This window comes from Pseudomonas oryzihabitans (assembly GCF_032027545.1).
GTDB lineage: Bacteria > Pseudomonadota > Gammaproteobacteria > Pseudomonadales > Pseudomonadaceae > Chryseomonas > Chryseomonas oryzihabitans_F.
In genome coordinates, this window is sequence record NZ_JAVSJB010000038.1 from 1 (window position 1) to 15,300 (window position 15,300).

The following is a 15,300-nucleotide window of genomic DNA, read 5'->3' on the forward strand; positions in this document are numbered from 1 at the left end:
TGGACTGTCAGGCCGGCATAATGGTCGGCCTGATTCAAGTTACAGGCCAGTAGCTCAATTGGCAGAGCGGCGGTCTCCAAAACCGCAGGTTGGGGGTTCGATTCCCTCCTGGCCTGCCAGATTCCCATCTGGCACTCCTTACAGGATTCATGCAATGAGCATCAAGGCGGAAGCCAAAGAGACGCGCTTCGATGCGCTGAAGTGGCTGTTGGTTATCGTTCTGGTAGTGATCGGTGTGGTTGCCAATCATTATTTCGCTGCTCAATCCATCCTGTATCGAGTGGTAGGTCTGTTGGTGCTGGCGGCTATCGCTGCCTTCATCGCGCTGCAGACCGCTAAGGGGCAGGCCTTCTTCGGTCTGCTGAAAGACGCCCGTACCGAGATTCGCAAGGTTGTCTGGCCTACCCGGCAAGAGACCACTCAAACCACGCTGATCGTGGTTGCAGTGGTGCTCGTGATGGCCTTGTTGTTGTGGGGGCTCGACTCCCTGCTCGGTTGGCTGGTTTCCACGATTGTTGGTTGAAAGGGTTCGCCGTGGCTAAGCGTTGGTACGTCGTGCATGCCTACTCGGGTTACGAGAAGCATGTCATGCGTTCGTTGATCGAGCGCGTCAAGCTGCACGAAATGGAAGACCAGTTCGGCGACATTCTCGTGCCCACCGAAGAAGTGGTGGAAATGCGCAATGGCCAGAAGCGCAAGAGCGAGCGTAAGTTTTTCCCGGGTTATGTCCTGGTGCAGATGGAAATGAATGAGGGGACTTGGCACCTGGTCAAGGACACTCCTCGGGTCATGGGCTTCATCGGTGGTACTGCCGACAAGCCGGCCCCCATCACCGATCGCGAAGCCGACGCCATTTTGCGCCGTGTTTCCGATAGCAGTGACAAGCCCAAGCCGAAGACCCTGTTCGAGGCGGGTGAGACGGTCCGTGTGGTAGACGGTCCGTTCGCCGACTTCAATGGCGTCGTCGAAGAAGTGAATTACGAAAAGAGCCGTATTCACGTGGCGGTACTGATCTTTGGTCGGTCCACCCCCGTGGAGCTCGAGTTCAGCCAGGTCGAAAAGGTCTAGGTTGTCCGCATCCCTCACCCCGTAGCCCAGGCTGCGGGGTTTTGTCGTCACTGGGATATAGCAGGTAATTGGGGAGCCCCGCGGGGCGCTTAACCCATCATTGGAGTAGCACATGGCTAAGAAGATTCAGGCTTACATCAAGCTGCAGGTTAAGGCCGCTCAAGCCAACCCGAGCCCGCCGGTCGGTCCGGCTCTGGGTCAGCATGGCGTCAACATCATGGAATTCTGCAAGGCGTTCAACGCCCGCACCCAGGGCATGGAGCCCGGTCTGCCCACCCCGGTGATCATCACCGTGTACAGCGACCGTAGCTTCACCTTCGAAATCAAGAGCACCCCGGCTTCCGTGCTGCTCAAGAAGGCTGCCGGCATCCAGAGCGGTTCCCCCCGGCCTAACAGCCAGAAGGTCGGTACCGTTACCCGCGCCCAGCTGGAAGAGATCGCCAAGGCCAAGAATGCCGATCTCACCGCCGCCGATATGGACGCCGCCGTGCGTACCATCGCCGGTTCCGCTCGTAGCATGGGTCTGAATGTGGAGGGCGTGTAATGGCCAAGCTCACTAAGCGTCAAAAGGCAATCGCCGAAAAAATCCAGGCCGGCAAGCAGTACGGCTTCGAAGAAGCTGCGGCCCTGCTGGCCGAGCTTTCCACCATCAAGTTCAAGGAGTCCATCGACGTCTCCGTGAACCTGGGTGTGGATCCGCGTAAATCCGACCAGGTCGTCCGTGGCGCCACCGTGCTGCCCAACGGCACTGGCAAGTCGGTTCGCGTTGCCGTGTTCACCCAGGGTGCCAACGCCGAAGCCGCGCTGGCCGCCGGTGCCGAGAAAGTCGGCATGGACGAGCTGGCTGCCGAGATGAAAGCCGGCGACCTGAACTATGACGTGGTCATCGCTTCGCCGGACGCCATGCGCGTTGTCGGTCAGCTGGGCCAGATCCTCGGTCCGCGCGGCCTGATGCCGAACCCGAAGGTCGGCACCGTGACCCCGGACGTGGCTACTGCCGTCAAGAACGCCAAGGCCGGTCAGGTGCGTTTCCGTACCGACAAGAACGGCATCATCCACGCTTCCGTTGGCAAGATCGATTTCGAGCCCGTGAAGCTGAAGCAGAACGTCGAAGCTCTGCTGGCCGATCTGAAGCGCCTGAAGCCCTCGACCTCCAAGGGCATCTACGTCAAGCGCATCACTCTGAGCTCCACCATGGGCCCGGGTCTGCAGATCGATCAGGCTTCCCTGGAAGCCTAAGCAAATCATAAGTCGCCGTGCCCTCGGGCACGGCGCCAAGATTGGGGTCCCTGCCTGGCGGGGGCTGTCCAAGACCGTAGGGGACGCAGGTCTTAAACCGGGGAAACCCTAGCCTACGCAGATGGTGCTCCCGATTCGGTTACCGAGTCAGACACCAAAACGCCGCCCAGTCCATCGGGCGAAACGGTAACATCCAGGAGTTAAACCCGTGGCAATCAAACTCGAAGACAAGAAGGCTATCGTCGCTGAAGTCAACGAGGCTGCCCAAGGTGCCCTGTCCGCTGTCGTGGCCGATGCCCGTGGCGTGACTGTGGGTGCCATGACCGGACTCCGTAAAGAGGCCCGCGCGGCCGGTGTCTATGTGCGTGTCGTACGTAACACCCTGCTGCGTCGTGCCGTTGAGGGTACGTCTTTCGACGTCCTCAACGACACCTTCAAGGGCCCGACCCTGATCGCGTTCTCCCAGGAGCATCCGGGCGCTGCCGCCCGTATCTTCAAGGATTTCGCCAAGGGTCAGGACAAGTTCGAGATCAAGGCCGCCGCGTTCGAAGGCAAGCTCATTCCGGCTAACCAGATCGACGTATTGGCAACCCTGCCGACCTACGACGAAGCTGTGTCCCAGCTGATGAGCGTCATCCAGGGCGCTACCAGCAAGCTGGCTCGTACCCTCGCCGCCATTCGCGACCAAAAGGAAGCTGCCGCCGCCTAATGGTGCGTGCTGCGTTTCCTGCAAGTCTTTCTTATTATTTGCGGCCTGAAGCCGCACCCTGTTATAGGAATCTAGAGTCATGGCTCTGACCAACGAAGACATCATCAACGCCGTATCCGAAATGTCCGTCATGCAAGTGGTGGAACTGATCAAGGCGATGGAAGAGAAGTTCGGCGTGACCGCCGCTGCTGCCGTTGCCGCTGGCCCGGCTGCTGCCGCTGCCGTCGTCGAAGAGCAGACCGAATTCACCATCATGCTGACCGAAGCCGGTGAGAAGAAAGTGAACGTCATCAAGGTCGTTCGTGAACTGACCGGTCTGGGCCTGAAAGAAGCCAAGGCTGTCGTTGACGGCGCCCCGGGCGTGGTCAAGGAAGGCGTTTCCAAAGAGGAAGCCGAGGCTGCCAAGAAGTCTCTGGAAGAAGCAGGCGCCAAGGTCGAGCTCAAGTAAATTCGGTTCTTGCGTCTACAGCCGGAGCGTCTCACGTTCGGCTGATGGCTGGTGGCGAACGCCACCGGCCTTTTGCCGTTTTGTACAGGGCGAGCAGATCCGCCTGACAGAACGTGCTGTATCCACCTCGCTTTCGGGGTGCGGCAAACCAAGGGTTTGCACGATTTTCCGGCTGCTCCCGTCGGAGAGGCCAAACAAGCTGGTGACCAAGCTGGGGAACGCTGATGGCTTACTCATACACTGAGAAAAAACGTATCCGCAAGGACTTTAGCAAGTTGCCGCACGTCATGGACGTGCCCTATTTGCTGGCTATCCAACTGGATTCGTACCGCGAATTCCTGCAGGCGGGCGCAGGCAAAGACCAGTTCCGCGATATCGGCCTGCATGCGGCCTTCAAGTCCGTTTTCCCGATTATCAGCTATTCCGGCAATGCGGCCCTGGAATACGTCGGCTATCGCCTGGGCGAGCCGGCATTCGATGTGAAGGAATGCGTCCTGCGTGGCGTGACCTTCGCCGTCCCGCTGCGGGTCAAGGTTCGCCTGATCATTTTCGACCGTGAGTCGTCGAACAAGGCGATCAAGGACATCAAGGAGCAGGAAGTCTACATGGGGGAAATCCCCCTGATGACCGAGAACGGTACCTTCATCATCAATGGTACCGAGCGCGTCATCGTCTCCCAGCTGCACCGCAGCCCGGGCGTGTTCTTCGACCATGACCGCGGCAAGACCCACAGCTCGGGCAAGCTGCTGTACTCCGCACGTATCATTCCCTACCGCGGTTCCTGGCTGGACTTCGAGTTCGATCCCAAGGACGCCGTCTTCGTGCGTATCGACCGTCGCCGCAAGCTGCCGGCCTCGGTACTGCTGCGCGCGCTCGGCTACAGCACCGAAGAAGTGCTGGATGCCTTCTATGACACCAACGTCTTCCACATCAAGGGCGAGACCCTGAATCTGGAACTGGTGCCCCAGCGCCTGCGTGGTGACATCGCCAGCTTCGACATCAAGGACGAAACCGGCAAGGTGATCGTGGAGCAGGGCCGTCGCGTGACCGCTCGCCACATCAACCAGTTGGAGAAGTCCGGCATCACCGAGCTGGAAGTGCCCTTCGATTACGTCATTGGCCGTACCACTGCCAAGGCCATCGTGCACCCGTCCACCGGCGAGATCATCGCCGAGTGCAACACCGAGCTGACCCTGGACATGCTGGCCAAGATGGCCAAGGCCAATGTCGTGCGGCTCGAGACGCTGTACACCAACGACATCGACTGCGGTCCGTTCATCTCCGATACCCTGAAGATCGACTCCACCGGCAACCAGCTGGAAGCCCTGGTCGAGATCTACCGGATGATGCGTCCTGGTGAGCCGCCGACCAAGGAAGCAGCCGAGACCCTGTTCAACAACCTGTTCTTCAGTGCCGAGCGTTACGACCTGTCCGCCGTCGGCCGCATGAAGTTCAACCGCCGTATCGGTCGCGACGCCATCGAAGGCTCGGGCGTCCTGAGTCGCGAAGACATCGTCGACGTGCTCAAGACCCTGGTCGACATCCGTAACGGCAAGGGCATCGTCGACGACATCGACCACCTGGGTAACCGTCGTGTCCGTTGCGTCGGTGAAATGGCCGAGAACCAGTTCCGCGTGGGCCTGGTGCGGGTAGAGCGTGCCGTCAAGGAACGCCTGTCCATGGCCGAAAGCGAAGGCCTGATGCCGCAGGATCTGATCAACGCCAAGCCGGTGGCTGCCGCGATCAAGGAATTCTTCGGCTCCAGCCAGCTGTCCCAGTTCATGGACCAGAACAACCCGCTGTCGGAGATCACCCACAAGCGCCGTGTCTCCGCACTCGGCCCGGGCGGTCTGACCCGTGAGCGCGCTGGCTTCGAAGTCCGTGACGTACACCCGACGCACTACGGTCGGGTCTGCCCGATCGAAACGCCGGAAGGTCCGAACATCGGCCTGATCAATTCCCTGGCTGCCTATGCCCGCACCAACCAGTACGGCTTCCTCGAAAGCCCGTACCGCATGGTCAAGGACGGCGTAGCCACCGACGAGATCGTCTTCCTGTCGGCCATCGAAGAAGCCAACCACGTGATCGCTCAGGCCTCTGCCGGCCTGGACGAGAACAACCGGCTGATCGACGAGCTGGTGGCCGTGCGTCACCTGAACGAATTCACCGTGAAGGCGCCTGAAGACGTCACCCTGATGGACGTTTCGCCCAAGCAGGTCGTCTCCGTCGCCGCCTCGCTGATTCCGTTCCTCGAGCACGACGACGCCAACCGTGCGTTGATGGGTTCGAACATGCAGCGTCAGGCCGTGCCGACCCTGCGTTCGGACAAGCCGCTGGTGGGTACCGGCATGGAGCGCAACGTCGCCCGTGACTCCGGCGTCTGCGTCGTGGCCCGTCGTGGCGGCGTGATCGACTCCGTCGATGCCAGCCGTATCGTGGTGCGCGTCAACGATGACGAAGTCGAGACCGGTGAAGCCGGCGTCGACATCTACAACCTGACCAAGTACACCCGTTCCAACCAGAACACCTGCATCAACCAGCGCCCGCTGGTGAGCAAGGGTGATCAGGTGGCCAAGTTCGACATCCTGGCCGATGGCCCCTCGACCGACATGGGCGAGCTGGCACTGGGTCAGAACATGCGTGTGGCCTTCATGCCCTGGAACGGCTTCAACTTCGAAGACTCCATCTGTCTGTCGGAGCGCGTGGTTCAGGAAGACCGCTTCACTACCATCCACATCCAGGAACTGACCTGTGTGGCTCGTGACACCAAGCTCGGCCCGGAGGAAATCACCTCCGACATCCCGAACGTGGGTGAGGCTGCGCTGAACAAGCTGGACGAGGCCGGTATCGTCTACGTCGGTGCCGAGGTTGGCGCCGGTGACATCCTGGTCGGCAAGGTCACGCCCAAGGGCGAAACCCAGCTGACCCCGGAAGAGAAGCTGCTGCGCGCCATCTTCGGCGAGAAGGCCAGCGACGTGAAGGACACCTCCCTGCGCGTGCCGACCGGCACCAAGGGTACCGTCATCGACGTTCAGGTCTTCACCCGTGACGGCGTCGAGCGCGACTCCCGCGCACTGGCCATCGAGAAGTCCCAGCTCGACGAGATCCGCAAGGATCTGAACGAAGAGTTCCGCATCGTCGAAGGCGCGACCTTCGAGCGTCTGCGTCAGGCCCTGGTCGGTCAGGTCGCCGAAGGCGGCCCGGCGGTCAAGAAGGGTGCCGTCATCACCGACGAGTACCTGAACGGCCTCGAGCGTGGTCAGTGGTTCAAGCTGCGCATGGCGGAAGATGCTCACAACGAGCAGCTGGAAAAGGCCCAGGCCTACCTGTCCGACCGTCGCCAGCTGCTGGATGACAAGTTCGAAGACAAGAAGCGCAAGCTGCAGCAGGGCGATGACCTGGCGCCGGGCGTACTGAAGATCGTCAAGGTCTACCTCGCCATCAAGCGCCGCATCCAGCCGGGCGACAAGATGGCCGGTCGTCACGGTAACAAGGGTGTGGTCTCGGTGATCATGCCGGTCGAAGACATGCCCTATGATGCCAACGGCACGCCGGTGGACATCGTGCTGAACCCGCTGGGCGTACCTTCGCGGATGAACGTCGGTCAGATCCTCGAAACCCACCTGGGCCTCGCGGCCAAGGGCTTGGGCGAGAAGATCAACGTGATGCTCGAAGAGCAGCGCAAGGTCGCCGAACTGCGCAGCTTCCTGCACGAGATCTACAACGAGATCGGTGGCCGTCAGGAGAAGCTCGACGACCTGAGCGATCAGGAAGTCCTCGACTTGGCGAAGAACCTGCGTGGCGGTGTCCCCATGGCCACGCCGGTGTTCGACGGTGCCAAGGAGAGCGAGATCAAGGCTATGCTGAAGCTGGCCGATCTGCCCGAGAGCGGCCAGATGCGTCTGTACGACGGCCGTACCGGCAACGCCTTCGAGCGCACCACCACCGTTGGCTACATGTACATGCTCAAGCTGAACCACCTGGTGGACGACAAGATGCACGCCCGTTCCACCGGCTCCTACAGTCTGGTTACCCAGCAGCCGCTGGGTGGTAAGGCGCAGTTCGGTGGTCAGCGTTTCGGGGAGATGGAGGTCTGGGCACTGGAGGCCTATGGCGCGGCTTACACCCTGCAGGAAATGCTGACGGTGAAGTCGGACGATGTGAACGGCCGGACCAAGATGTACAAGAACATCGTGGACGGGGATCACCGTATGGAGGCCGGCATGCCCGAGTCCTTCAACGTACTGATCAAGGAAATCCGCTCGCTCGGCATCGATATCGAACTGGAAACCGAATAACACGAGACCCTAGAGGAGGCGACCGCGCGGCGGTCGCCTCCGGTCCGTGAGGAGGAAAGGCCTTGAAAGACTTGCTCAATCTGTTGAAAAACCAGGGTCAACTCGAGGAGTTCGATGCCATCCGTATCGGTCTGGCCTCGCCCGAGATGATTCGTTCCTGGTCGTTCGGTGAAGTGAAGAAGCCGGAGACCATCAACTACCGTACCTTCAAGCCCGAGCGCGATGGTCTGTTCTGCGCCAAGATCTTTGGCCCGGTCAAGGACTACGAGTGCCTGTGCGGAAAGTACAAGCGCCTCAAGCATCGCGGCGTGATCTGCGAGAAGTGCGGCGTGGAAGTCGCCCTGGCCAAGGTGCGCCGCGAGCGCATGGGTCACATCGAGCTGGCTTCGCCCGTCGCCCACATCTGGTTCCTGAAGTCGCTGCCGTCGCGTATCGGCCTGCTGCTGGACATGACCCTGCGTGACATCGAGCGCGTGCTCTATTTCGAGAGCTACGTGGTGATCGATCCGGGCATGACCACCCTCGAGAAGTACCAGCTGCTGAACGACGAGCAGTACTTCGAGGCACTGGAAGAATTCGGTGACGACTTCGACGCCCGCATGGGTGCCGAAGCCGTATTCCAGCTGCTCGGCGCCATTGATCTGGAGCACGAGATCGGCCGCCTGCGCGAAGAGATTCCGCAGACCAACTCCGAGACCAAGATCAAGAAGCTGTCCAAGCGTCTGAAGCTGATGGAAGCCTTCCAGGGCTCCGGCAACAAGCCGGAGTGGATGGTCATGACCGTGCTGCCCGTGCTGCCGCCGGACCTGCGTCCGCTGGTACCGCTGGATGGCGGCCGCTTCGCGACCTCCGACCTGAACGATCTCTATCGTCGCGTCATCAACCGGAACAACCGCCTCAAGCGGCTGCTCGACCTCGCCGCGCCCGACATCATCGTGCGCAATGAGAAGCGCATGCTGCAGGAAGCCGTTGACGCCCTGCTGGACAACGGCCGTCGCGGCCGTGCCATCACCGGTTCCAACAAGCGCCCGCTGAAGTCCCTGGCCGACATGATCAAGGGCAAGCAGGGTCGTTTCCGTCAGAACCTGCTGGGTAAGCGCGTCGACTACTCCGGTCGTTCCGTGATCACTGTGGGCCCGACCCTGCGTCTGCACCAGTGCGGTCTGCCCAAGAAGATGGCTCTGGAGCTGTTCAAGCCGTTCATCTTCGGCAAGCTGGAAGCCCGCGGCATGGCGACCACCATCAAGGCCGCCAAGAAGATGGTCGAGCGCGAACTGCCCGAGGTCTGGGACGTTCTCGCTGAAGTCATCCGCGAACACCCCGTGCTGCTCAACCGCGCTCCGACCCTGCACCGTCTGGGTATCCAGGCGTTCGAGCCGGTCCTCATCGAAGGCAAGGCCATCCAGCTGCACCCGCTGGTCTGCGCCGCGTACAACGCCGACTTCGACGGTGACCAGATGGCCGTGCACGTGCCGCTGACGCTGGAAGCCCAGCTGGAAGCGCGCGCCCTGATGATGTCGACCAACAACATCCTGTCGCCCGCCAACGGCGAGCCGATCATCGTGCCGTCGCAGGACGTGGTGCTGGGTCTGTACTACATGACCCGCGAAGCCATCAACGCCAAGGGCGAAGGCCGCGTGTTCGCCGACCTGCAGGAAGTCGATCGCGTCTTCCGTGCCGGCGAAGCTGCCCTGCATGCCAAGGTCAAGGTGCGCATCAACGAGACCATCCGTCACAAGGACGGCAGCCTGACCAAGAACACCCGCATCGTCGACACCACCGTCGGCCGCGCGCTGCTGTTCCAGGTCGTGCCTGCCGGTCTGCCGTACGACGTGGTCAACCAGTCGATGAAGAAGAAGGCCATCTCCAAGCTGATCAACCACTGCTACCGCGTGGTGGGTCTGAAGGACACCGTCATCTTCGCCGACCAGCTGATGTACACCGGTTTCGCCTATTCGACCCTGTCCGGCGTCTCCATCGGCGTCAACGACTTCGTCATTCCGGATGAGAAGGCGCGCATCATCGATGCCGCCACCGCCGAGGTGAAGGAGATCGAGAGCCAGTACGCCTCCGGCCTGGTGACCCAGGGCGAGAAGTACAACAAGGTGATCGACCTCTGGTCGAAGGCCAACGACGAAGTGTCCAAGGCGATGATGACCAACCTCTCGAAAGAGAAGGTCATCGACCGCGAGGGCAAGGAAGTCGACCAGGAGTCCTTCAACTCCATGTACATGATGGCCGATTCCGGCGCCCGGGGTTCCGCGGCCCAGATTCGTCAGCTCGCCGGCATGCGTGGCCTGATGGCCAAGCCGGACGGCTCCATCATCGAGACGCCCATTACCGCCAACTTCCGTGAAGGCCTGAACGTACTCCAGTACTTCATCTCCACCCACGGTGCCCGTAAGGGTCTGGCGGATACCGCACTGAAGACCGCGAACTCCGGTTACCTGACCCGTCGTCTCGTCGACGTGGCCCAGGACCTGGTGGTGACCGAGGTTGACTGCGGTACCGAGCGCGGCCTGATCATGACCCCGCACATCGAAGGCGGCGACGTGGTCGAGCCCCTGGGTGAGCGCGTCCTGGGTCGAGTCATCGCCCGTGACGTGCCCAAGCCGGGTACCGAAGAGATCATCGTGCCGGCCGGCACCCTGGTCGACGAGCGCTGGGTCGAGTTCCTCGAGCTCAACAGCGTCGACGAAGTCGTGGTGCGTTCGCCGATCACCTGCGAAACCCGTCATGGCATCTGCGCCAAGTGCTACGGTCGCGATCTGGCCCGTGGTCATCAGGTCAACATCGGTGAAGCGGTCGGCGTCATCGCCGCCCAGTCCATCGGTGAGCCGGGTACCCAGCTGACCATGCGTACCTTCCACATCGGTGGTGCGGCCAGCCGGACCTCCGCGGCCGACAGCGTCCAGGTCAAGAACGGCGGTGCCATCCGCCTGCACAACCTGAAGCACGTCGAACGTGCCGACGGCGCCCTGGTTGCCGTGTCCCGTTCCGGTGAGCTGGCCATCGCCGACGACTTCGGTCGTGAGCGCGAGCGCTACAAGCTGCCCTATGGTGCGGTGATTTCGGTCAAGGAAGGCGACAAGGTCGACGCGGGCGCCATCGTCGCCAAGTGGGACCCGCACACCCACCCCATCGTCACCGAGATGGACGGTACCGTGGCCTTCGTCGGCATGGAGGAGGGCATCACCATCAAGCGCCAGACCGACGAACTGACCGGTCTGACCAACATCGAGGTGCTCGACGCCAAGGATCGCCCGACTTCCGGCAAGGACATCCGTCCGGCGGTCAAGCTGATCGACGCCAATGGCAAGGACCTGCTGCTGCCGGGTACCGACGTACCGGCCCAGTACTTCCTGCCGCCGAATGCGCTGGTCAACCTGAGCGATGGTGCCAAGGTGCATGTGGGTGACGTTATCGCCCGTATCCCCCAGGAAACCTCCAAGACCCGCGACATCACCGGTGGTCTGCCCCGCGTGGCCGACCTCTTCGAAGCGCGTCGTCCCAAGGAGCCAGCAATCCTGGCGGAGATCAGCGGTACCATCTCCTTCGGCAAGGAAACCAAGGGCAAGCGTCGCCTGGTCATCACCCCGACCGACGGCACCGATCCCTACGAGGAGCTGATTCCGAAGTGGCGCCACCTGAACGTCTTCGAAGGCGAGCAGGTCAGCCGCGGCGAAGTCATCTCCGACGGTCCGAGCAACCCGCACGACATCCTGCGCCTGCTGGGTGTCAGCGCGCTGGCCAAGTACATCGTCAACGAGATCCAGGACGTGTACCGCCTGCAGGGCGTGAAGATCAACGACAAGCACATCGAGACCATCCTGCGGCAGATGCTGCGCAAGGTCGAGGTGAGCGACACCGGCGACTCGAGCTTCATCAAGGGCGACCAGGTCGAACTGACCCACGTCCTGGAAGAGAACGAGCAGCTGGTCGGCAATGATCGCTTCGTCGCCAAGTACGAGCGCGTGCTGCTGGGTATCACCAAGGCCTCGCTGTCCACCGAATCCTTCATCTCGGCCGCTTCCTTCCAGGAGACCACCCGTGTCCTGACCGAGGCTGCCGTGACCGGCAAGCGCGACTTCCTGCGCGGCCTGAAGGAAAACGTGGTAGTGGGTCGTCTGATCCCGGCCGGTACCGGTCTGGCCTACCACAGCGAGCGCAAGCGTCAGCGCGAACTCGGCAAGCCTCAGCGCGTCAGCGCCAGCGAAGCCGAAGCCGCCCTGACCGAAGCTCTGAACTCCAGCGCCAGCTGAGTTCGGTAGCCCGCGTCGCTTGACCAAGCCCCCGGCGCCCCTGGCGTCCGGGGGCTTTGTCTTGACTGGAGCTTGCAAGCTCTTTAGACTTTCGTTCCCCGAAAATGGGCAGGACTAACGTTCTGTCATTTCGTTTATGTCGCAAGACAATCAGTGGAGCTATAGATGGCAACTATCAACCAGCTGGTGCGTAGTGCACGCAAGCGTCTCGTCGAGAAATCCGACGTGCCTGCGCTGCAAAACTGCCCGCAACGTCGTGGCGTGTGCACCCGCGTGTACACCACCACTCCCAAGAAGCCGAACTCCGCACTGCGGAAGGTCTGCCGTGTGCGTCTGACCAACGGCTTCGAAGTCACCTCCTACATCGGCGGTGAAGGTCACAACCTGCAGGAACACAGCGTCGTGCTGATCCGCGGTGGCCGGGTCAAGGATCTGCCGGGTGTGCGTTACCACACCGTGCGCGGCTCGCTGGACACCACCGGTGTGAAGGACCGCAAGCAGGGCCGTTCCAAGTACGGCACCAAGCGTCCGAAGTAATCACCTTTTTTCTTTTTGTTCGAGTCGATAAGAGTAAGGTCGGGCAGCCTGTCCCGAACTAACCTGAAGACCGTTTTGAGGGCTTATCAATGCCAAGACGTCGTGTAGCGGCCAAGCGCGAAATACTTGACGATCCGAAATACGGAAGCCAGATCCTGGCCAAGTTCATGAACCACGTGATGGAAAGCGGCAAGAAAGCCGTTGCCGAGCGTATCGTTTATGGTGCTCTGGACAAGGTCAAAGAGCGTTCCAAGAACGCCGAACCCCTGGAAGTTTTCGAAAAAGCGCTCGACGCCATCGCTCCGCTGGTCGAAGTGAAGTCCCGCCGTGTCGGCGGTGCTACCTACCAGGTGCCGGTTGAGGTTCGTCCTTCCCGTCGTAATGCCCTGGCCATGCGCTGGCTGGTGGACTCCGCGCGCAAGCGTGGTGAGAAGTCCATGGCTCTGCGCCTGGCGGGTGAACTCATGGACGCTTTTGAAGGCAAGGGTGCCGCAGTCAAGAAGCGCGAAGACGTGCATCGCATGGCAGAAGCCAACAAGGCCTTCTCGCACTACCGCTTCTAAGCCTAGCGCTTCCAATCAAGCGAGGACCTTATGGCTCGTACAACCGCTATTAACCGCTACCGGAACATCGGTATCTGCGCCCACGTGGACGCAGGTAAGACGACCACCACCGAGCGGATTCTGTTCTATACCGGCGTGAACCACAAAATGGGTGAGGTTCACGACGGCGCTGCGACCATGGACTGGATGGTGCAGGAGCAGGAGCGTGGTATCACCATCACCTCCGCTGCCACCACCGCGTTCTGGTCCGGTTCGACCAAGCAGTACGACAAGTACCGCGTGAACATCATCGATACCCCCGGCCACGTGGACTTCACCATTGAGGTGGAGCGTTCCCTGCGCGTGCTGGATGGTGCGGTCGTGGTGTTCTGCGGCACCTCCGGTGTCGAGCCCCAGTCCGAGACCGTATGGCGTCAGGCTAACAAGTACGGCGTCCCGCGCATCGTCTACGTCAACAAGATGGACCGTGCTGGCGCCAACTTCCTGCGCGTCGTCGAGCAGATCAAGAAGCGCCTGGGCCACACTCCGGTCCCGGTTCAGTTGGCCATTGGCGCGGAAGAAAACTTCCAGGGCCAGATCGACCTGCTGAAGATGAAGGCCATCTTCTGGAACGATGACGACCAGGGCATGACCTACCGCGAGGAAGACATTCCTGCGGACATGCTGGCCGATGCCGAGCAGTGGCGCTCCAACATGGTCGAGGCAGCTGCCGAAGCCAACGAAGAGCTGATGAACAAGTACCTGGAAGGCGGCGAGCTGTCGATCGACGAGATCAAGGCCGGCCTGCGCCAACGTACCATCGCCTGCGAAATCGTCCCGGCCGTTTGCGGCTCGTCCTTCAAGAACAAGGGCGTGCCCCTGGTTCTGGACGCCGTGATCGACTTCCTGCCGGCGCCGATCGAGATTCCCGCGATCAAGGGTACCAACCCGGACAACGAGGAAATCACCGACGAGCGTCATGCAGACGACGACGAGCCCTTCTCGGCTCTGGCGTTCAAGATCGCCACCGACCCCTTCGTCGGTACCTTGACCTTCGCCCGCGTTTACTCGGGCGTGCTGAGCTCCGGTGACTCCGTCATCAACTCGGTGAAGGGCAAGAAAGAGCGCGTTGGCCGTATGGTGCAGATGCATGCCAACACCCGTGAAGAGATCAAGGAAGTTCGCGCTGGCGACATCGCCGCCCTGATCGGCATGAAGGACGTCACCACCGGTGACACCCTGTGCTCGATCGAGAAGCCGATCATCCTCGAGCGTATGGACTTCCCGGAGCCGGTGATCTCGGTTGCCGTCGAGCCGAAGACCAAGGCCGACCAGGAAAAGATGGGTATCGCACTGGGCAAGCTGGCCCAGGAAGACCCCTCGTTCCGCGTCAAGACCGACGAAGAGTCCGGTCAGACCATCATCTCCGGCATGGGCGAGCTGCACCTGGACATCCTGGTGGACCGCATGAAGCGCGAGTTCGGCGTGGAAGCGAACATCGGTAAGCCTCAGGTCGCCTACCGCGAAACCATCCGCAACACCTGCGAGATCGAAGGCAAGTTCGTTCGCCAGTCGGGTGGTCGTGGCCAGTTCGGTCACTGCTGGATTCGCTTCGCGCCGGCTGACGAAGGTCAGGAAGGTCTGGAGTTCACCAGCGAAGTCGTGGGCGGTGTGATTCCGAAGGAATACATCCCGGCGATCCAGAAAGGCATCGAAGAGCAGATGAAGAACGGTATCGTTGCCGGCTATCCGCTGCTCGGCCTGAAGGCCGCTGTATTCGACGGTTCCTACCACGATGTCGACTCCAACGAGATGGCGTTCAAGATCGCTGCCTCCATGGCGACCAAGCAGCTCACCCAGAAGGGTGGTGCCGTGCTGCTCGAGCCGATCATGAAGGTCGAGGTCGTGACTCCGGAAGACTACATGGGTGACGTCATGGGCGACCTTAACCGTCGTCGTGGCCTGATCCAGGGTATGGAAGACACCGTGACCGGCAAGGTCATCCGTGCCGAGGTTCCGCTGGGCGAGATGTTTGGCTACGCTACGGATGTCCGCTCCATGTCTCAGGGTCGCGCAAGCTACTCCATGGAGTTCTCCAAGTACGCCGAAGCTCCGTCGAACATCGCCGAAGCCATCATCAAGAAACAAGCTTAATCAGCGCTTTGACTAGAGGTTTTATCTCGTGGCTAAAGAAAAA

General features: G+C 61.1%; 11 protein-coding genes and 1 tRNA gene. All 12 read left to right on the forward strand.

Features of this window, described 5'->3' with window-relative positions; genetic code table 11:
* The first annotated feature begins 43 nt into the window (after positions 1 to 43).
* The 12 genes from RND78_RS26675 (at position 44) to fusA (ending at position 15,257) form a co-directional block, all read left to right on the forward strand.
* Positions 44 to 119: transfer RNA gene (locus RND78_RS26675), tRNA-Trp, on the forward strand.
* Positions 120 to 154: 35 nt separating this feature from the next.
* On the forward strand, positions 155 to 523 hold the full coding sequence (gene secE / locus RND78_RS26680) for a preprotein translocase subunit SecE (protein WP_312733133.1): 369 nt from the start codon (positions 155 to 157) through the stop codon (positions 521 to 523).
* 11 nt (positions 524 to 534) lie between these two features.
* Positions 535 to 1,068: a transcription termination/antitermination protein NusG gene (nusG, locus tag RND78_RS26685; RefSeq protein ID WP_007163096.1), complete on the forward strand. Its 534-nt coding sequence runs from the start codon at positions 535 to 537 to the stop codon at positions 1,066 to 1,068.
* A 112-nt stretch (positions 1,069 to 1,180) separates the two neighbouring features.
* On the forward strand, positions 1,181 to 1,612 hold the full coding sequence (gene rplK / locus RND78_RS26690; protein WP_059232160.1) for a 50S ribosomal protein L11: 432 nt from the start codon (positions 1,181 to 1,183) through the stop codon (positions 1,610 to 1,612).
* The gene (gene rplA, locus RND78_RS26695; protein ID WP_312733135.1) at positions 1,612 to 2,307 is read left to right on the forward strand and encodes a 50S ribosomal protein L1; all 696 of its coding nucleotides are present in this window, start codon (positions 1,612 to 1,614) and stop codon (positions 2,305 to 2,307) included. The genes rplK and rplA overlap by 1 nt, the downstream gene beginning before the upstream one ends.
* 208 nt (positions 2,308 to 2,515) lie before the next feature.
* The gene (rplJ, locus tag RND78_RS26700) at positions 2,516 to 3,016 is read left to right on the forward strand and encodes a 50S ribosomal protein L10 (RefSeq protein ID WP_017641868.1); all 501 of its coding nucleotides are present in this window, start codon (positions 2,516 to 2,518) and stop codon (positions 3,014 to 3,016) included.
* A 79-nt stretch (positions 3,017 to 3,095) separates the two neighbouring features.
* Positions 3,096 to 3,464: a 50S ribosomal protein L7/L12 gene (gene rplL, locus RND78_RS26705; RefSeq protein ID WP_059232158.1), complete on the forward strand. Its 369-nt coding sequence runs from the start codon at positions 3,096 to 3,098 to the stop codon at positions 3,462 to 3,464.
* 224 nt (positions 3,465 to 3,688) lie between these two features.
* Positions 3,689 to 7,762, forward strand: a complete 4,074-nt coding sequence (gene rpoB, locus RND78_RS26710; protein ID WP_312733138.1) for a DNA-directed RNA polymerase subunit beta — start codon at positions 3,689 to 3,691, stop codon at positions 7,760 to 7,762.
* Between the two features lie 62 nt (positions 7,763 to 7,824).
* Positions 7,825 to 12,024 carry a DNA-directed RNA polymerase subunit beta' gene (gene rpoC / locus RND78_RS26715; protein ID WP_017641871.1) on the forward strand — a complete coding sequence of 1,400 codons (4,200 nt, stop codon included), beginning with the start codon at positions 7,825 to 7,827 and terminating at the stop codon, positions 12,022 to 12,024.
* Positions 12,025 to 12,189: 165 nt separating this feature from the next.
* Positions 12,190 to 12,561, forward strand: coding sequence for a 30S ribosomal protein S12 (gene rpsL, locus RND78_RS26720; protein ID WP_058765563.1), 372 nt, complete (start codon positions 12,190 to 12,192; stop codon positions 12,559 to 12,561).
* Positions 12,562 to 12,650: 89 nt separating this feature from the next.
* Positions 12,651 to 13,124 carry a 30S ribosomal protein S7 gene (gene rpsG / locus RND78_RS26725; RefSeq protein ID WP_007163088.1) on the forward strand — a complete coding sequence of 158 codons (474 nt, stop codon included), beginning with the start codon at positions 12,651 to 12,653 and terminating at the stop codon, positions 13,122 to 13,124.
* 30 nt (positions 13,125 to 13,154) lie between these two features.
* Positions 13,155 to 15,257 (forward strand): elongation factor G, encoded by a 2,103-nt coding sequence (gene fusA / locus RND78_RS26730; protein WP_312733143.1) that lies wholly within the window; start codon positions 13,155 to 13,157, stop codon positions 15,255 to 15,257.
* Positions 15,258 to 15,300: the final 43 nt, after the last annotated feature.